The 17,820-nt window shown below is 46.4% G+C and carries 17 protein-coding genes; 13 read left to right on the top strand and 4 right to left on the bottom strand.

The window, feature by feature from the left end:
- The first annotated feature begins 24 nt into the window (after positions 1 to 24).
- Positions 25 to 3,390, top strand: coding sequence for an FG-GAP repeat domain-containing protein (locus AC1DYT_RS24505; protein WP_477472127.1), 3,366 nt, complete (start codon positions 25 to 27; stop codon positions 3,388 to 3,390).
- A gap of 3 nt (positions 3,391 to 3,393) precedes the next feature.
- On the opposite strand, the gene AC1DYT_RS24500 is transcribed toward AC1DYT_RS24505, so the two are convergent.
- A complete protein-coding gene (locus AC1DYT_RS24500) occupies positions 3,394 to 4,332 on the bottom strand; it encodes a GyrI-like domain-containing protein (protein ID WP_477472126.1) in 939 nt (312 codons plus the stop codon).
- Positions 4,333 to 4,536: 204 nt separating this feature from the next.
- On the opposite strand from AC1DYT_RS24500, the gene AC1DYT_RS24495 reads away from it, so the two are divergent.
- The 3 genes from AC1DYT_RS24495 to AC1DYT_RS24485 all read left to right on the top strand — a co-directional run bounded on the left by AC1DYT_RS24495 (position 4,537) and on the right by AC1DYT_RS24485 (position 8,735).
- Complete coding sequence (locus AC1DYT_RS24495) at positions 4,537 to 5,865, top strand: vanadium-dependent haloperoxidase (protein ID WP_477472125.1); 1,329 nt, start codon at positions 4,537 to 4,539, stop codon at positions 5,863 to 5,865.
- A 10-nt stretch (positions 5,866 to 5,875) separates the two neighbouring features.
- Complete coding sequence (locus tag AC1DYT_RS24490; RefSeq protein WP_477472124.1) at positions 5,876 to 7,909, top strand: glycoside hydrolase family 65 protein; 2,034 nt, start codon at positions 5,876 to 5,878, stop codon at positions 7,907 to 7,909.
- Positions 7,910 to 8,249: 340 nt separating this feature from the next.
- Positions 8,250 to 8,735, top strand: a complete 486-nt coding sequence (locus AC1DYT_RS24485) for a hypothetical protein (RefSeq protein ID WP_477472123.1) — start codon at positions 8,250 to 8,252, stop codon at positions 8,733 to 8,735.
- 25 nt (positions 8,736 to 8,760) lie between these two features.
- On the opposite strand, the gene bla is transcribed toward AC1DYT_RS24485, so the two are convergent.
- Positions 8,761 to 9,489 carry a subclass B1 metallo-beta-lactamase gene (gene bla, locus AC1DYT_RS24480; RefSeq protein WP_477472122.1) on the bottom strand — a complete coding sequence of 243 codons (729 nt, stop codon included), beginning with the start codon at positions 9,487 to 9,489 and terminating at the stop codon, positions 8,761 to 8,763.
- A gap of 19 nt (positions 9,490 to 9,508) precedes the next feature.
- Positions 9,509 to 10,162 carry a beta-phosphoglucomutase gene (gene pgmB, locus AC1DYT_RS24475; RefSeq protein ID WP_477472121.1) on the bottom strand — a complete coding sequence of 218 codons (654 nt, stop codon included), beginning with the start codon at positions 10,160 to 10,162 and terminating at the stop codon, positions 9,509 to 9,511.
- 108 nt (positions 10,163 to 10,270) lie between these two features.
- Between pgmB and AC1DYT_RS24470 the strand changes: the two genes are divergently transcribed.
- Together AC1DYT_RS24470 and AC1DYT_RS24465 are read left to right on the top strand one after the other, a co-directional pair.
- Positions 10,271 to 10,639: a hypothetical protein gene (locus AC1DYT_RS24470; protein WP_477472120.1), complete on the top strand. Its 369-nt coding sequence runs from the start codon at positions 10,271 to 10,273 to the stop codon at positions 10,637 to 10,639.
- Between the two features lie 128 nt (positions 10,640 to 10,767).
- Positions 10,768 to 11,292 (top strand): ferritin, encoded by a 525-nt coding sequence (locus tag AC1DYT_RS24465; protein WP_477472119.1) that lies wholly within the window; start codon positions 10,768 to 10,770, stop codon positions 11,290 to 11,292.
- An 81-nt stretch (positions 11,293 to 11,373) separates the two neighbouring features.
- On the opposite strand, the gene AC1DYT_RS24460 is transcribed toward AC1DYT_RS24465, so the two are convergent.
- The gene (locus tag AC1DYT_RS24460) at positions 11,374 to 11,658 is read right to left on the bottom strand and encodes a (2Fe-2S) ferredoxin domain-containing protein (RefSeq protein ID WP_477472118.1); all 285 of its coding nucleotides are present in this window, start codon (positions 11,656 to 11,658) and stop codon (positions 11,374 to 11,376) included.
- 62 nt (positions 11,659 to 11,720) lie between these two features.
- On the opposite strand from AC1DYT_RS24460, the gene AC1DYT_RS24455 reads away from it, so the two are divergent.
- From AC1DYT_RS24455 to AC1DYT_RS24425, 7 genes are all read left to right on the top strand, one after another.
- A complete protein-coding gene (locus tag AC1DYT_RS24455) occupies positions 11,721 to 12,074 on the top strand; it encodes a VOC family protein (RefSeq protein ID WP_477472117.1) in 354 nt (117 codons plus the stop codon).
- Between the two features lie 183 nt (positions 12,075 to 12,257).
- A complete protein-coding gene (locus AC1DYT_RS24450) occupies positions 12,258 to 12,839 on the top strand; it encodes a thermonuclease family protein (protein ID WP_477472116.1) in 582 nt (193 codons plus the stop codon).
- Between the two features lie 212 nt (positions 12,840 to 13,051).
- Positions 13,052 to 15,478: a penicillin acylase family protein gene (locus AC1DYT_RS24445; protein ID WP_477472115.1), complete on the top strand. Its 2,427-nt coding sequence runs from the start codon at positions 13,052 to 13,054 to the stop codon at positions 15,476 to 15,478.
- A gap of 4 nt (positions 15,479 to 15,482) precedes the next feature.
- Positions 15,483 to 15,830 (top strand): hypothetical protein, encoded by a 348-nt coding sequence (locus tag AC1DYT_RS24440; RefSeq protein WP_477472114.1) that lies wholly within the window; start codon positions 15,483 to 15,485, stop codon positions 15,828 to 15,830.
- Positions 15,831 to 15,841: 11 nt separating this feature from the next.
- Positions 15,842 to 16,483: a hypothetical protein gene (locus AC1DYT_RS24435; RefSeq protein ID WP_477472113.1), complete on the top strand. Its 642-nt coding sequence runs from the start codon at positions 15,842 to 15,844 to the stop codon at positions 16,481 to 16,483.
- 93 nt (positions 16,484 to 16,576) lie between these two features.
- Positions 16,577 to 17,083, top strand: a complete 507-nt coding sequence (locus tag AC1DYT_RS24430) for an RNA polymerase sigma factor (RefSeq protein ID WP_477472112.1) — start codon at positions 16,577 to 16,579, stop codon at positions 17,081 to 17,083.
- A gap of 14 nt (positions 17,084 to 17,097) precedes the next feature.
- Positions 17,098 to 17,769: a hypothetical protein gene (locus AC1DYT_RS24425; protein ID WP_477472111.1), complete on the top strand. Its 672-nt coding sequence runs from the start codon at positions 17,098 to 17,100 to the stop codon at positions 17,767 to 17,769.
- Positions 17,770 to 17,820: the final 51 nt, after the last annotated feature.

The following is a 17,820-nucleotide window of genomic DNA, read 5'->3' as shown; positions in this document are numbered from 1 at the left end:
TAGAAAACCTGGAATATCTATAAAATGAAGAACGCCAAGCGCAAAAAACGCTTACCTAATACCCGCCCTATAATTCTCCGCTCCACAGTGGCAGTATGCTGTGTGGTGCTTGCTTTGATTGCTTTTTTCTATTCTTGCGGATCTAAAAAAGCAGGTGATGGTATTTTTAAGCTTGTACCAGCCAGCGAGAGCGGTCTCGATTTTGTGAACCGTAACGTGGTAAGCGATTCGGTAAATATCCTGGATTACCTGTACTTCTACAACGGGGCAGGCCTCGCTGCTGCCGATTTCAATAACGACGGCCTGCAGGACCTTTACTTCGTATCTAACCAGGGCCAAAACAAACTGTACCTTAATAAGGGCGGGCTTAAATTCGAAGACATTACAAAAAAAGCGGGCCTTGCCGGCACCGGCAACTGGAAAACCGGCGTAACCGTGGTAGACATCAACGGCGATGGCTTAAAGGATATTTACGTTTGCGTGGTGAGCAACTTTAAAGGCTTCAAGGGTAAAAATCAACTATACATCAACAATGGCGACCTCACGTTTACCGAATCGGCAGCTAAGTATGGTCTCGATTTTTCAGGCTTCTCTACCCAGGCCAGCTTTTTCGATTATGATAAAGACGGCGATCTGGATATGTTCCTGCTCACTTCATCGGTACACAGCACAGATACTTATGGCGATTCTACCCAGCGCTTTAAATACAGCCATGATGCGGGCGATCACCTGTTCCGCAATGATAATGGCAAATTTACCGATGTAACGCAGGGCTCGGGTATTTATTCGGCGCCAATAGGGTATGGGCTTGGCTTAAGCGTGGGCGACCTGAATAACGATGGCTGGGACGATATTTATGTAAGCAACGATTTCTTTGAGCAGGATTACTACTACGTAAACCAAAAGGATGGCACCTTTAAAGAGGAAATGAAAAACGCATTCGGGCATACCAGCCTCTTCTCCATGGGGAATGCGATAACGGATATCAATAAAGACGGGCATTTGGATGTGATAAGTACAGACATGCTTCCCGAGGATATCAAAGCACTAAAATCGACCATAAACGACGAGCCGCTGGATATTTATAACCAGGAGGTGAATGCAGGGTACTACTACCAGTATTCGAAAAACAGCCTGCAACTAAACGTGGGCAACGGCAGCAAGTTTGTTGATATGAGTCTGTATGCGGGCGTGTCGGCTACGGATTGGACGTGGTCGCCTTTAGTGCAGGATTTTGACATGGACGGGCGCAAGGACATCTTTTTTAGCAACGGCATCAAAAAACGCCTTAATGATATGGATTACCTGAAATACCTGGGCGACCCTGCCGTAGTAAAGGATTTCAAGACGAGCCGTTTCTTCGATAAAGAAAAAATAAACCTGATGCCCGACGGGCAGGTGCACAACTATTTGTACCACGCGGGTGAAAAACTGAAATTTACCGATATATCCGAAGGGAACGATATGCGCGATACCACCATTTCGGCAGGTGCGGTTTCTATCGATCTGGATAACGACGGCGATCTGGATATGGTGACCAATAATATGGATGCCCTGGCGTCTATCTATCAGAACACGACGATGGAGAAGGCTAAGGATGTCAAGCCGCTTTACCTAAACTTCAGCGTAAAATACACCGCGCTAAATCCGGATGGTATCGGCACAAAGTTTTTTCTGCGCTCCAACAACGAGGTTGACCATCAGGAGATACAAACCAGCACCGCTTACGAAAGTACGCAGAATAACAACCTTACCTTTACCTTTCTGCCCGGCGATAAGCCCGTAGAACTGATGGTGGTTTGGCCTGATAATTCGTACCAGGTTATCAAAAGCTTCAGCCCGAACAAAAAAACGCTGATTACCTACAACAAAAGCCAAACGCAGCAAACTACAGATATGGTTGGCCTGATAACCAATTATACCAAACGCAATGCGCAGTTTAGCTATGTGCAAGTGAAGGCAAGCATACTCGCCACCCTGCAGCAGAACGAAATACCCGATTTTAATTATTACAACCTGTTGCCGCATACCTATCTGCCGCACACCCCGCCGGTAGCCGTAGCCGATGTAAATAAAGACGGCCTCGACGATATTTACGTGGGCGGTATGGCAGGCGATGACAAATATATTTTGGCAGGCAACAAGGCCGGCGGCTTCACAAAAGTGAGCGTTGCTGCCTTTGATGCGTTTAAAGATTACGGCGATACCGGCGCGCAATGGGTCGATGTAAATAACGATAGCCTGCCCGATTTACTGGTGCTTACTGTAAATCACCCGCTTTTAGAATCGAATAAACGGCAGCCTGTGCGCTTGTACATCAACAAGGGCAATTACCAGTTTGAGTATAAGGCTATCCCGCAGCCGGAGCAGTTGGCGTCAAAGATACTTTTTTATGATTTTGACGGCGATGGGCAAAAAGACATCTTCCTGAGCGCGGGTGTATCGTTTGTGGATTATACCGCGCCGGCGGCATCAACCATTTTATTGAACAAGGGTAATGGCAATTTTGTACTGGCATCGCCGAAGGCTTATACAGAAATCACCACGCTGAAATATATAACCGAGATAACCGCTAAAGACATCGATGGGGACGGAAAAGAAGATTTAATCATAGCATCAGAATGGAACCCGGTACAGATTTTCCTTAACAAAGGCAAAAACCTGGCGAAATTCAGCAGTCCGTTGTTGGACGCGGCAAAAGGCTGGTGGCAATCTGCCACCATTACCGATTTGGATGGCGACGGAAAAGCCGACCTGATAGCCGGCAACTGGGGCGAAAACAGCAAGTACAACGTATCGGCCGATGCGCCCTTGTACGCCTACAATAATGATTTGGATAACGATGGCAAGAACGACCTCATCCTATCGTACCCCTATAAAGGCAGGTATTATCCTTTCCGCCCCAAGAACGATCTGGAGCAGGAGCTGCCTTATTTAAAAAAGGAATTCCTGAGTTTTCAGAAGATGGCAGATAAAACCACCGAGGATATCTTTGAGGACCGCATCAACCAAAACAGCCGCCTGGTATCCAATGAGTTTAAAAGCCTGTTCATTAGCGATGTACTACATGCAACAGCCTCTACGGCTTTACCTTATCTATATCAGCAAGCGCCTGTACGCTCGGTTACGGCGCTAAACAATAAGCAGGGCGATGTATTGCTAAACGGCAACTTTTGGGGCGTAGTGCCCTATGAGGGTAAGTACGATGCTCTGGGCCTGGTTACCATGCATTACGATAAGCAAACCAAACAGCTTTCATTGCCCGAATATTGGGTGAACCCGCTATTCAACTTCCAGGAAATGACCGCGCCACAATTGGTTAAGACCGCCGCGGGCGAAAGCTATGTGGTAGTTACTTACGAGGGTAAATTGCTCCTGATAAGTAAGTAGACCTTAAAGGATGGGCCAGTAAAGTTTGGTTACCCATTTGGCGGTATCGGGCTGTGCAATGCGGTCGGTCACCATTAGTTCAAAAGGCATGGCTACAGAGGTAAGCTTATAGTCTTTCTGGAAAGCACGCATTTGCGCAAAAGCGTTATCGATGGTATGCCTGCCGCCTTTCACTTCTGTTTCCATGCTATTACCGCCACGTACTAAATTGTTGATAACAGATTTGACGCCGGGTTTTATAACCTTGTTAATAGGGATGGCTACCATCACATGATAAGCATTAGAGTCTGTTGGGGTTATATTGAGCATTGGTTTATTAGTCTCGGTTGCATTTTGCGCAGCTATTTGCTGGCGCAGGTCAGCAATCATTTTGCCCAATAAATATGTAGATGGCAAAGCATTCGTAGTGATATTGGTGGCAAGCATGTTTTTATCAGTTAGTTTTACGATTTTTATCCGCAGCCCGTAAACATTCGTGTCCTTTTGTATGAAGTTTTTGAAGCTGGTCAATATGCTGTCCATGTCTGCTTGCTCGTCTTTTATGTGCATAAATTCCATTACCCGTGTAAAGGGGTTAAGGCTGCTTTGCTTAACGGCTTCCCAGGTAATTTTCGTAGAAACATCGTCTATTGCCAGATAGTTTATTTTGCCGTCTAATTCCACCTTGCCGGTATTGATGTCTACTTCGATATAACTATTGGCATCTTTTTGAATGGTGTACAGCCTGCCGTTAAGGGCAAAAAGATTACTGTCTGACGCCATATGTTCGCCGGGCCACCATTTGGGCCAGGCCTCTTTTTTCACCAGGAATTTGAATACGTTGCCATCTACGGCATCAACAGTAACAGTACTGGTAGCGGTGATATTTTGTGGGATAATAAAATAAAGGCTGATGAAAGCCAATAACAATGCACCTAATACTAAAAGAGCAGGTTTCTTCATAAAACGGATAAATAACAAATAAAAAAGCAATACGCAGGAACGCGTTTTGCGTTGCAAAAGTAACTAATTCAATGTGGTAAAATCAAACAATTTTATGCCCGCCAATTAGCAATAAAACCCTTATATTAGCCTCTAAACAAAGAAAAACCATTACCTGCCTGGCGTCAGTTTCCCGGGCGTTTTTCCGTAAACCAATACATCATTATGAACCGTTTCCTGATTTTGCTTGCAGGTGTAGCCCTAACTTTTGCATCCTGCAAGAAAGCTGATTATCAAAAAGTTACCGACGACCCAGAACTGTACCGCATTACGGTAAAGAAATTAAACGATATCGTCCTCGAGAATAATTTCCCGCCGGTTATCGCGTCGCGCAACTATGTGTACGCCAATATTGCCGCATACCAGGTAATAGCCGCCGGCGACCCTAAGCATTTCCGCAGCTTATCGGGCCAAATAAAGCACCTGCCCGCCGCACCAACCCCGCCAAAAGATATCGAGATCGATTTCAAGTTTGCCTCCATGCTGTCGTTTTGCACCGTAGGCAACGCGGTTACCTTTCCGGAAGGCAGCATGTCGATCTATATCGACGACCTGAAACAGAAGGCTAAGGACGCAGGTATGCCATCGGACGTGTTCGATAATACCGTGGCGTATGCCGATACTGTAGCCAAATACATACTTAAATGGAGCAAGAAGGACCATTATGCGCAAACACGCTCGGCAAGTAAATATACCGTAAAACGTGTAGACGGCCGTTGGATACCCACGCCACCCATGTATGCCCAGGCACTGGAGCCGCACTGGGGCGAAATACGCCCGATGGTGTTGGATTCGGCATCGCAGGTTGCTGCACCCGAGCCGCCAGCCTATAACATGACCGATAAGAACAGCGTTTTTTACAAGAACGTTATGGAGGTTAAAACACTGGTAGACAGCCTGAACAAAGAGCAAAAACACATAGCCGATTTTTGGGACGATAACGCCTTTAAGTTGAATGTGATAGGCCATGCGTCCTTCGCGACCAAAAAGTTCTCGCCCGGCGGGCACTGGATGAATATTGCCGGCACAGGCAGCAGGTTAAAAAAAGCCGACTTCGGTACAACCGTAGCAGCCTACACCGAAACATCTATCGCCTTATTCGATGCATTCATCAACTGCTGGTACGTAAAATATCAGGCTAACAGCGTGCGCCCCGAAACGGTTATTACTAAACAAATAGATGCCGATTGGCGTCCTTACATACAAACCCCGCCTTTCCCCGAGTATATCAGCGGTCACGCGGTTATCTCGGCTGCTGCTGCCGAAGTGTTGACTAGTGCATTTGGCGACAATATTGCTTACACCGATTCGTCTGAATCTGAATTCGGTATCGAGCCGCGCAGTTTCCCGTCGTTCCGTGCGGCGGCGCTGGAAGCGGCCATATCCCGTGTTTATGGCGGCATCCACTATAAAATTGCCTGCGATGTTGGTAACGTGCAGGGACGTAAAATAGGGCAATTGGTTACCCAAAAACTGCAATTGAAAATAAAATAGCACCAATTTTATGAGAAGTATTAAACTGTTTTGCTTGCTGATGAGCCTTTCGGCATCGGTAAAGCTGATGGCGCAGGACCCCTGGGTAATAAAAGCCGATAAGATAGACCCGGCGAACTACTACGGCATTACCGTAGCCAACGGCATGATTGGAATCGTATCCTCGCCCGAGCCGTTCAAGGTGAAGAATGTGGTGCTGGCCGGCGCGTATGATTTGTATGGCCGCGGCCGGGTAAGCAATTTCCTCAATAGCTTCAATTTACTAAACATGTACCTGGAGGTTGATGGCCGCCGCCTGGACGCCAAAATGGTAAGCAATTTTAAGCAGGAGCTGGATATGCAGCACGCCGCCATGACCACCACCTTCGATTATGGCGATAAGGCGAGCATAAAATACACCTACTATTCGTTGCGGCAGTTGCCTTATACTGTACTGATGGATGTTGCCGTGACTGCCAAAAAAGCAATCACTATTACCGCTGCCAGCGTAATGGAGGCACCCGATGCCTTGAAACAGGTAGAGAACTATTATAATGAGATTGACCGTCCGCATGTAACTATCAGCTTGTTAACTTCCACCGCAAAAAGTCCTACGGGCAAGCTGCAGCTTTGTGCATCAACTTCGTTCTTGTTCAACGAACCGCACGGGCAGGAGCCGCGCGTGATACACGAGATGTGGGATAATAACATGCACCTGATGAAATTCAGCCACCAGGTTGCTGCGGGGCAAACTTATTCCTATGGCGTAACAGGCTCGTCCATTACCTCTGCCCATCATGCCGACCCATTGAACGAGGCCGAGCGCTTAACCATTTTTGCCCTGCTGGAAGGTAAGGACAGGCTGATCAAATTCCACAACCAGGCGTGGGACAAGCTTTGGGAGAGCGATATACAGATAGAAGGCGATGCCCAGTCACAACAAGACGTGCACAGTATGCTGTACCATTTATACTCGTTCTCGCGCGAGGGCACGGCTTTATCACCATCGCCCATGGGCCTTTCGGGCCTGGGTTATAACGGCCACGTTTTTTGGGATACCGATTTGTGGATGTTCCCTGCCATGCTGGTGCTGCACCCGGAGATCGCCAAATCGATGGTAGAATATCGTTTCGAGCGGTTGGATGCCGCCCGCAAGAATGCGTTTTCGCATGGTTATAAAGGAGCGATGTTCCCCTGGGAAAGTGCCGATAGCGGGGTAGAAGAAACGCCTGTTTGGGCATTGAGCGGCCCTTTTGAACACCATATTACTGCGGATGTAGCCAATGCCGCCTGGAACTATTACTGCGTAACGCAGGATAAGGAATGGCTGCGCGAGAAAGGCTGGCCGATACTATCGGCCACCGCTGATTTTTGGGCAAGCCGGGTAGAGCGCAACGGACCCGGCCATTACGATATCAAGAACGTAGTTGCTGCCGATGAATGGGCGGAGAATATCGATAACAACGCCTTTACTAACGCTGCCGCGCAGGTTAATCTGAAAAACGCAACCGCTGCCGCCAAAATATTGGGCCTGACCGCCAACCCCGATTGGATGAACGTAGCCAACAATATCCCTATCCTGAAGATGGATAATGGCGTAACCGCCGAGTTTGCCACTTACAAAGGCGAGGGCATTAAACAAGCCGACGTAAACCTGCTGGCCTACCCGCTGAAAACCATCACCGATCCGGCCCAGATAAAAAAAGACCTGGAATACTACGAAACTCGTGTGCCTAACGAAGGCACCCCGGCGATGACGCAGGGCGTTTTCGCCTTGCTATACGCCCGCCTGGGCAATGGCGACAAAGCCTACCATTGGTTTAAGGAAGCTTACGAGCCTAATCTTAACCCGCCATTCCGCGTGATAGCCGAAACCAAAGGCGGTACCAACCCATACTTTGCTACAGGAGCCGGGGGCATTATACAAGCTATGCTGATGGGCTTCGGCGGGTTGGACATTACGCCAGCGGGCATTGTACAAATAAAAAGCAAGCTGCCCGCCAACTGGAAATCGTTGAAGATTACCGGGGTAGGGATGAATAAGGCGACTTATACGGTGAAGTAAGCAATAGGGCGGGCCGCCACCCAGCAGATGGTTGGCGACTACCACCGCGATAGGGATTGCAGTGGAAAACCCGCAGCGAAGGGCTGGCTTGTGCGGCTGCGCGAGGATTTGTAACGGAAAGCCCGGGCCAAAGGCATCGCCCCAAAGCGCTCCACCAACGGGTCTTTACTGTAAGGAGCGGCGAGGGGAAAGTGCGTTGGGGCGACGCGGACAACCGACCGAAGGGGGGCTCATTAATTCCTTTGAAAAACAAAAAGATGCATTAATAATCATCGGCAAGCAGAGCGGATATGCAAGTGCGCTTTGCTTATCGGTGTGACTAATAAAAACAAATTTTAAAATGGAAAAACTAAAGGATAAAATCATACTGCACGCCTTGCTGAAATATGGATTCCATTTCCTGCTATTCGTAACTTTTTTCTTTGCGGCAGAAAACTTATATCCGGAATTTCAAAACTTCCTCATCAACAATTTTTCAAAGATTAACTATTATCAAGCAAGCCTAAAGAGTGGGGTGTTCTTTGGTATCCTGGTGTTCGTCATTATTTGCCATCTGGCAGATTTTTTGATTGTGCGGAAGTATGGCCTTAAGGGTTACACCATCGTTTACCCGGTTCTTTTAGATATCTGCTGTTTGTTTATCTCCAATTTGGTGATCGTGATTTTTAATAACATTGTTATTGGCAGCAAAGGCCTGGTCGATTTAGAATCGCTAAATAACATTATCATTATAGGTGCCATTGTGGTTTTGAAGAACCTATTAGTCATGCGTTATTTAAAGCACAGTCAAAAGAAAGCGCTACTCGCTGGGCAAATTCCCGCTTAGCGTCATTCCGGCAATCCGATAATTTCTACTTCACTATATCCAGGGTGTGGCTCAACTGCTCAATGCCGCCTTGCCAGCCGAGGTGGCCGGGGATGATATATTTGGCGTGCCCGTAATACTTAATCACGTTTTCGATAGCGGCGGGCCATTGCTCCAGGTTTGCATCGCCGGTAAATCCTTTGCTATTCGTATCCAGGCTTTTCACCAGGCAGCCGCCAACCAGCACCAACTCATCGGGGAACCACACCACAATATTATCTTTAGTGTGCCCTTCGCCGGGGTAGTAGGTCTTTAGGGTTAAGCCGCCTACCGTAAAAGTAGTATCGCGACCGAAGGTAAATTCGGGCAGTTTATTGTGCTCCTTTTTGGCGAGTTTATAGGTTTGCGTGCTGCTGTAGGTTTTGGTGCCGGCTTTCTTCAGTATGTCGAAACCAATAACCTTATCATCATGAAAGTGGGTAGCAATGCAAAGCACTATCTTTTTATGGTAAGTTTTATCGAGGGTGTCTATCAACTGCTGCGTTTGCGCCTCGCCCCAGGGGGTATCTATCAAAACAATGCCGGCATCTGTCACCACAAATAAGCTATTAGAAGGGTATGGTTCGCTATCCTTATCTGGGTAGCCATGCGATGTTACTACGTAGTAGTTTTTAACCAATGGGGTAATGGTTATGGGCGGTAATGGTTTTTGCTGAGCAAGGGCGGCGGTAGCAATGCTTACTAAAAAAGTAATTAAAAAGGCAATTCTTCTCATTTCAAAAAAACATTCAGTGCTACAATGCTTCTATCATATCTAAAGTAACCTTATCCAAACCGCTCACTACTACGTCGGCTTCGCTAAGTGTTTCGGGGGAACCTATTCCCACGGCTTTCATGCCTGCGTTTTTTGCAGCTTCTACACCCGCCACGGCATCCTCAAATACTACGCAATCGGCAGGGGATACGCCCAGGGCTTCGGCGCCTTTCAGGAATACCTCCGGGTCGGGTTTGGCTTTGCTTACGCTGTTGCCATCTACCACGGCATCGAATAAGGGGGTTAATTGCAGCTTGGCCAATATAATCGGCGTGTTTTTGCTTGCAGAACCGATGGCCGTTTTGATGCCTGCATCGCGGCAGCTCTGCACAAATTCGCCTGCGCCGGTGAGTATCTCATCTGGTGTCATCAGGTTAATCATTTCCGTGTACCAGTTGTTTTTGCGTGTGGCCATTTCTTCCTTCTCGGCATCGGTAGCATCGGTAATATTACCCCAGCCCAGCACCAAATCAAGCGATGCCATGCGGCTTACGCCCTTAAGCTGCTCGTTTTGGTGTTCGGTAAAATCGAAACCCATCTCGTTAGCCAGGCGTTTCCAGGCTTTATAATGGTACACGGCAGTATCAACGATAACGCCGTCGAGGTCGAATATGCAGGCTTTTATGATGCTCATCTTTATACTAAACCGCTAATGTAGGTTTTGGTTGTTAATAATCATTATAAATAATTGTTAACATTATTTGGATTAATTATAAATAAATACAACCTTTGCATTGCAAACATGGTTACAACGCAGCATACTCAAGAGCTTTCTACCTGGACTAACGTATTCAGCACCACAAAAGGCGCTATATACCAGTGCGATGAAGAGCGTTGCTGGTACGTTGATTTTGCGGGTAAACTTAATAAATTCGATTACCGTTGCCTGCTGAAATTGAAGAAAGCGGTTTATCATGTAGATATCGAAGACCGTCTGCTGAACAGCGGCAAAGCGCCCGATGTAGAAATCATCTTCATTTGTGCCTGCGACCATACCTACGTGCTTACCCTACTGCAAATCATCGCCCTTAAAGAAATACTAGAGGGAACTTTCGTGATGTTTGAACTGAACACCATTATACAGGACCGCCTGTACCGCCTGTCGTGTTAACAAATAATTTAGACTGAATTCATATTGCTTTTATTTTCTTTGCTGCTGATTTATAGCGGTATTATTGTGTAGCGAAATAAATCGGCACGTTTGTTGCCTTTTGTTATCAGCTCTAAAACCACAAGAACATGAAAGATCTTATCCGTATCAAAAGCCTGATTTCTGCCGAAGTAGAGTCGCTTTTAAATCAGCAGGTAAAAAAAGAAGCGTATTCGTCTTCCGTATATTTAGCCATGGCTTCTTGGTGTAACCGCAATGGTTACGATTTTTCTTCTGACTACTTTTTCAAACAGGCCGAAGAAGAACGCCAGCACCAACTAAAATTTTATAAATACATCCTGGATATGGGTGGCAACGCCATTTCGCCCGATGTTACCGGTATCAAGCAGGAATATAACTCTTTCCGCGAAGTTTTCGAAGAAGCTTTAGACCAGGAAATAAGCGTTACCCAGTCAATCAAAAATATTTACGCCCGTTGCTTAAAAGAGCAGGACTTTGTTACCAACGAGTTCCTGAACTGGTTTTTGAAAGAGCAGCGCGAAGAAGAATACAAAGCACGCCGTGCACTGGAATTATTCGAAGTGATTGGCGAAGAAGGCACCGGCAGGTGGCAGATAGACAAGCACGTTGGCGGTATAGAATACAACGGCTAAGCGTAAGAAGCCTCATCCCAACCCTTCTCCGAAGGAGAAGGGCTATGATATTTAAGCCTCATCCCGACCGGATGGGGCTTTTTAGCTCTCCAGCAATTTCAAAACTTCCTTAGGCGAATACTCTTTTAACCAAGTATTCCCCGGAGATATGGTACATACCGGTGCATAATCGCACCTGTCCGTGCATTCTATCCTGAAGACTTCGATATCATCCTTAGCGTGTTTGGCAAATTTATGGGCAAGCTTATACATGTCCTTACCGCCGCGCTTGGCGCATTTGCTGCCGGTACATACAAATAAAACCTTATCGGGTACGGTAAACTTGCTCATCACATCCTCCTTATTGCCAAATAAATAACCATACAAATAACGGGTTTATTTTTTATTTATACTTTTATGATGTTATAACCACAAAGCACACAACCATAATGAAAGGTATCGAGATTATTTCTATCCCTGTATCCAACCAACAGGCCGCCAAGGAGTTTTATTTAAAAATGGGCTTCACGCTGATAGTAGAAGCGCCATACGAAGGCGGCTCTAACTGGATACAATTGGGCATCCCCGGATCTGATACCTCTATTACGCTGGTGAACTGGTTCCCCCAAATGCCGCCGGGTAGCATCCGCGGCTTGGTTATCAAATGCGAGGATTTGGATAAAGATATCGAAGAGATGACCGCCCACGGCGTGGTAGTGCAGCCCGCCCAAAAAATGCCCTGGGGGCGTTTTGCAACGGTGATAGACCCTGATGGGAATGCCTTGAGTTTGCACGGGAAATAAGCGATTTAGTTTTAACCGCAAAGGACACAAAGAAAAACGCAAAGAGCCGCAAAGCCTTGCAACCGTAAAAGCTTACTAAATAATTTGCAAGACTTTGCGTTCTTTGCGCTAACGCCGCTGCAAATCCTTTGCGTTCTTTGCGGTTAATTAAAACCATGCATAATTTTTACGATGTTTAGCCCCATGCTTAAACGATACTTTTTCCTTTTCCTCCTCATACTTGCCACCGCCTGTAACAACGACGAAAAAGACACCAGCAAAGATTACATCTACAAAGTAGTGGGCGTTAAAGATGGCGATACTATGGTACTGCTTTCTCCCGATAATATCCAAACTACAGTGCGTCTTGCCGAGGTGGATTGTCCCGAGAAGAGCCAGGCATTCGGTCAGGCTGCCAAACAATTTACATCAGATCTGTGCTTTGGCAAGCAGGTAAAGCTTATAGCCAACACGCAGGATAGGTACGGTCGCACGGTAGGTCAGGTAGAATTGGCCGATGGCACCAACGTAAATTACGCCTTGGTGAAAAATGGCTATGCCTGGCAATACCTCGCCTACTCAAAAAGCCCGCAACTGGCCACACTGGAGCAAGAAGCCCGACAAAGCCATCTGGGCCTTTGGCAAGATGCCAACCCAACCCCGCCATGGGAGTTCCGCAAGGAAGGAAAAGCGCAACGCGCGCAAAATAAAGTAACACAGCCCAAAAAGGCTAAACGGCATTATAAGAAGAGGAAGCCGAAATACAGCGATACGACTGCTTTTTAATCAATACGTCATGCCGTTTATTTCGGTACCCCATCTACAAGTTGGCCACAATGCGAAATGGCTTTGCAAATGACGACTTTTATGATGGGGTGTTGAAACAAGTCCAACATGACGTAAGTAGTAATTTAGATTTGTCAACTTTTTAAATTTGGCAAATCTTTCCGCGCATAATCGCGCTCGTTTCCCTATCTTGCTTCACCATTCCCATCCCGATGAAAATTTTTAAGGCACTGGTTTCATTAATAATTACCACAGCCCTCATTTGGGCACTACAAACAAAATTTGGCGATATACCGCCTATAGGCAAGTTCCTGAACCCGGCCACCGGTTTTTGGCAAAATGCCGAAAGCAAAAACATAGATGCCGCCGAAGAACTGAAGATTGATGGCCTTACCGGCAAGGTAACCATACAGTACGACGATAACCGCATCCCCCACATCTTCGCCGAAAACGACCACGATTTATACTATGCCCAGGGCTTTATTACAGCGCGCGACCGCCTCTGGCAAATGGACATCCAAACCCGCAGCGCATCGGGCCGATTATCCGAAGTAGTGGGCGCAAAAGCACTGGATGTTGACCGTTACCACCGCCGCATGGGCATGGTGTACGGTGCCGAAAATACCCTGAAAGCTATGATGAAGGACCCCGTGATGAAGGTGGTTATCAACGCTTATACCGATGGGGTGAACAGCTATGTACACCAGTTATCTAAACGAGATTATCCTATTGAATTCAAACTATTGGATTACGCACCAGAGGAATGGAAGCCCATCAATTGCGCGTTTTTGCTCAAGCTGATGTCTGAAACTTTAGCCGGCGGCACCAACGAACTGGCTATGACCAATGTACTGAATAAGTTTGRCGCAAAGATAACCAACGATTTATTTCCCGATTACCCTATGCACGAGAGTCCTATCATCCCGGTAGGTACCAAATGGGATTTTAAACCGCTGCCCATTCCTGCGCCGCCTGCGGCCTTTAAAGCGCAGCTGCTTACGGGCATGAAGATGAAGGAAAGGGTAGAGGGCATAGGCAGTAATAACTGGGCCATTAATGGCAGCAAAACCGCATCGGGCTATCCCATTTTGGCTAACGACCCGCATCTGGATCTGACCTTCCCATCCATATGGTACCAGATGCAGTTATCGGCGCCCGGCGTAAATGTTTACGGGGTATCACTGCCCGGTGCGCCTTGCATCGTTATCGGCTATAACAAAAAAATAAGCTGGGGCGTAACCAATGTTGATGCTGATATTTTAGATTGGTACCAGCTGAAATTTAAAGACGAAAGCCGCAACGAATACTGGTACAACAATCAATGGAACAAAGTTACCCTCCGCGTTGAGAAAATTGCCGTAAAAGGCCAGCGGGATATCATCGATACCGTGCGTTACACGCGATTTGGCCCGGTGGTTTATGATAATGCAGGTATGGCCAAAGGGCACGATAATATCCCCGTGGGCAATGCTTTAAAGTGGATAGCGCACGACGAAAGCAACGAGTTTAAAACCTTTTACCTGCTTAACCGCGGCAGCAATTATGCCGACTACCGCGAGGCCTTGAAATACTTCAGCGCACCGGCGCAAAACTTTGTATTCGCCTCTGTTGATAACGATATAGCCATTACCCCAAACGGCAAGCTTCCTTTGAAGTATAAGGACCAGGGCAAATTCCTGATGGATGGCGGCGACCCGGCTAACGACTGGCATGGCTTTATCCCTTTTGAACAGAACCCAACGGTGAAGAACCCGCCACGCGGCTTCGTAAGCTCGGCCAACCAGAGCTCTACCGACCCAACTTACCCGTATTACATCAACTGGCAGTTTGCGCCCTACCAACGTGGCAAGCGTATTAACGACCGCCTCGGCGCGATGCAAAAAGCCACTGCCGATAGCATGCGTATTCTGCAAACAGATACTTACAGCATCCGCGCGCAGGATATATTGCCCACCATGCTCAAATATCTCGATGCCAGCAAGCTGGATGAGAACCAAACAACAGCCCTCAACATCCTTAAGAAATGGGATAAGTTTTTGGCAGCCGATTCGGAAGGGGCAGCTATATTCACCAACTGGTGGAGCAATTTTTACCGGGCCACCTGGCAAAATAATTTCTCTGACAAGGATATGCCGCTCAACTGGCCATCGATGGACAGGACAGAGGAATTATTGCTGAAAGACCCAAACTCCGTATGGTTCGACAGTAGAAATACCTCTACGAAAGAGACTGCCGCAGATGTACTGAGCCGCAGCTTTAACGTAGCGGTAGATAAATTAGTAAAAGACCAAGGCAAGCCCGGCAACTGGCAATGGGGTAAAGTTAAACCCTTTGAGGTGCGGCATCTGGCCAACCTGCCGGGTTTTGGCTCGGGCAATTTTGCAAGCGGTGGTGCGGGTTCAACAGTAAACGCGCTTATCGACGGGCACGGGCCATCATGGCGCATGGTGGTGCAATTAGGCCCGCAGGTAAAGGGCTACGGCATATTACCCGGCGGGCAAAGCGGCAACCCAGGCAGCTTTTATTACGACGATATGCTACAGACCTGGAAAGACGGCAAGCTAAACGAACTGCTGTACCTGCAATCGCCAACCCAAAAATCGCCCCGAATCAAGACAACCTTAACCCTTAGCAAATAAACCTATGTTATTCGCACTGATACTTTTATTATCGTTTATAAGCGGGTTTATATTGCCCTGGTGGGTGGCCTGCATATTTGCATTTGCCTCGGCAATATTTTTAGGTAAAGCGTCCGGCCATGCCTTTTGGTCGGGCTTTGGTGCATTGGCATTGGCCTGGCTGGCATTGGCCCTGCTGAAAAGCTTGCCGAACGAGAACATCCTGGCTACCCGCGTTGCGCACCTGTTTCAATTATCACATTGGTTGCTGTTGCTGTTGGTTACGGTTCTGATTGGTGGCTTGATAGGGGGGATGAGCGCGATGTCGGGTTTTTTGGTGAAAAGGGTGTTTGAGAAGGAAGCGAAGCGATAGTTGGCAAACCGATGTTTGGATTATTTAAGCGAACAAAGATTGAGGCATGGGAAATAGAGATGCTGCTGGAATCTCTTAAATCTCTTCCGCATGGATATGAAAAGCTTACTGAACAAGTTCAGGCTGGGATATTCAGAGGGGTATTAATTGGCGCAAGCGATATTCCTGGTTATAACGCATTTACTTTTAATTCTAAAGTCTTCTCGAAATTTAGCGAGAAGAATGTTGGTCAATACAAAATAACGGGTATTACTGTTCCGGACATAAACACCAAGACGAATCTACAATACACCATTTATGTTTCGTCGGGGGTCATCAATGGGTATTCGTTAAATAACAGGGGAAAGTTTAAGTTGGATGCTAAAACGGTCAACACCGAAAAGATAAAAATCGAATACATTAAAAATCTCGACTATGAAAAAATCAAAGGCATTTTAACTCCCGATGAAACGCAATTAGTTAGCGTTAGCGATGTATACAATGTGAGTTTAAATAATAAGACCTATTTTCATCTTATAGACCTTGGCGATGGCGATTTCATTGGCATTGATTTAGAAAAAAACGTATATAAAATAACCCATGACCCATTCGAAATAATTCCGGTTAATGGTAACCTGAAGTTTGTGTTAGAGCACTTGAACGATTTTGCTTAAACAGAAGCTTCTGGAAATTTTAAAAAGAAAATTCCTTCACCCCATGTGATTTTTCTCCTCTTCCTGCGAATAATGGTATAAAGAAATCACCCAATGACACCGCAGGCCTATAAAGACCAGTTCTTACAACTCATTCAGCAGAACAAAAAGCTGATTTTTAAAGTCTGCAATACCTATTGCAAGGATGAGGAGGACCGTAAGGATCTGGTGCAGGAAGTCATTATACAGCTTTGGCACGCTTACCCCAATTACAACGACAGGTACAAACTCTCCACCTGGATGTACCGCATAGCGCTCAACACCGCTATCTCATTCTACCGTTCGCATCATAAAAGGCAATCTGCTACGATATCCATCAACGAGGCCATTTTCGAGATAGCTGATGATGCTGATACCACCCGCCAGTTGGATGAGAAGGTTACCCTATTGCACCAATTCATCAACCAATTGGACGAACTGAACAAGGCGCTGATGATCCTCTACCTAGATAACAATAGTTACCGGGATATGGCCGACATCCTCGGCATCACCGAAACCAACGTGGCCACCAAAATAAGCCGCATCAAACAACACCTCAAGCAACAATTCAACAAACAATAAAATACAGAGAAGCCATGGAACTACAGGAATTACAAAATATATGGGCCGAGTACGACCGCAAACTGGATAAAAACCTACAAATGAATATGCAACTTTTAAAACAACTGAAATTCGACAGAGCAAAGAGTAAGCTTAGCAAGCTATTTTACCTGAAAATGATAGAGCTGCTGATGCTGATACCAGCAATACTATATCTCGGCAATTTTGCAGCCGACAATTGGCGCATACCACAGTTTAGTTTGCCCGCAACAGCCATTGGGTTATTATTTATCCTATTCCTGGTGTATGTTATTAAACAGCTAGTAATTATAAGACAAGTTGATATGGGGTTTGATAATGCCGTAGCCCCGATTCAGAAGAAAATAGAGCAACTTAAATTGAGCATTGTTATCTACGTTAGATATATTCTGATACTCTTTCCATTATATCCTTTGCTGTTACTATTGGCCGGCAAAATGATTTTTAATGTTGATTTTATGGAACCCGCACATAAGGCTTATTTTTTATCAAACGTGGCCTTTGATATAATTCTATTGCCCCTGGCTTTATGGCTCATTAATAAATTAAGTTCAAAAAATATAAACTCTACAGTTGCCAAAACTTTATTAATGGGCTCCGGCTGGTATCAGGCCAATGCCGCATACCAATTTTTAGGCGAAATTGAGGATTTTGAGCGGCAGGAGTAGCCTACAGCTTAACTTGCAATTACGCCTAAAGAACGATACCTTGCTACAACC

Source organism: Mucilaginibacter sp. P1_D10, from assembly GCF_056406215.1.
This window is presented reverse-complemented; position numbering and strand designations above follow the sequence as displayed.

What these genes read in the sequence shown, in the direction of transcription:
- AC1DYT_RS24465 (WP_477472119.1), top strand. Translation starts at nt 10,768, where the DNA reads ATGAAAGATCTTATCCGTATCAAAAGCCTGATTTCTGCCGAAGTAGAG.
- AC1DYT_RS24425 (WP_477472111.1), top strand. Translation starts at nt 17,098, where the DNA reads ATGGAACTACAGGAATTACAAAATATATGGGCCGAGTACGACCGCAAA.
- pgmB (WP_477472121.1), bottom strand. Translation starts at nt 10,162, where the DNA reads ATGAGCATCATAAAAGCCTGCATATTCGACCTCGACGGCGTTATCGTT.
- AC1DYT_RS24430 (WP_477472112.1), top strand. Translation starts at nt 16,577, where the DNA reads ATGACACCGCAGGCCTATAAAGACCAGTTCTTACAACTCATTCAGCAG.
- AC1DYT_RS24450 (WP_477472116.1), top strand. Translation starts at nt 12,258, where the DNA reads ATGCTTAAACGATACTTTTTCCTTTTCCTCCTCATACTTGCCACCGCC.
- AC1DYT_RS24500 (WP_477472126.1), bottom strand. Translation starts at nt 4,332, where the DNA reads ATGAAGAAACCTGCTCTTTTAGTATTAGGTGCATTGTTATTGGCTTTC.
- bla (WP_477472122.1), bottom strand. Translation starts at nt 9,489, where the DNA reads ATGAGAAGAATTGCCTTTTTAATTACTTTTTTAGTAAGCATTGCTACC.
- AC1DYT_RS24490 (WP_477472124.1), top strand. Translation starts at nt 5,876, where the DNA reads ATGAGAAGTATTAAACTGTTTTGCTTGCTGATGAGCCTTTCGGCATCG.
- AC1DYT_RS24505 (WP_477472127.1), top strand. Translation starts at nt 25, where the DNA reads ATGAAGAACGCCAAGCGCAAAAAACGCTTACCTAATACCCGCCCTATA.
- AC1DYT_RS24440 (WP_477472114.1), top strand. Translation starts at nt 15,483, where the DNA reads ATGTTATTCGCACTGATACTTTTATTATCGTTTATAAGCGGGTTTATA.
- AC1DYT_RS24470 (WP_477472120.1), top strand. Translation starts at nt 10,271, where the DNA reads ATGGTTACAACGCAGCATACTCAAGAGCTTTCTACCTGGACTAACGTA.
- AC1DYT_RS24435 (WP_477472113.1), top strand. Translation starts at nt 15,842, where the DNA reads ATGTTTGGATTATTTAAGCGAACAAAGATTGAGGCATGGGAAATAGAG.
- AC1DYT_RS24455 (WP_477472117.1), top strand. Translation starts at nt 11,721, where the DNA reads ATGAAAGGTATCGAGATTATTTCTATCCCTGTATCCAACCAACAGGCC.
- AC1DYT_RS24485 (WP_477472123.1), top strand. Translation starts at nt 8,250, where the DNA reads ATGGAAAAACTAAAGGATAAAATCATACTGCACGCCTTGCTGAAATAT.
- AC1DYT_RS24495 (WP_477472125.1), top strand. Translation starts at nt 4,537, where the DNA reads ATGAACCGTTTCCTGATTTTGCTTGCAGGTGTAGCCCTAACTTTTGCA.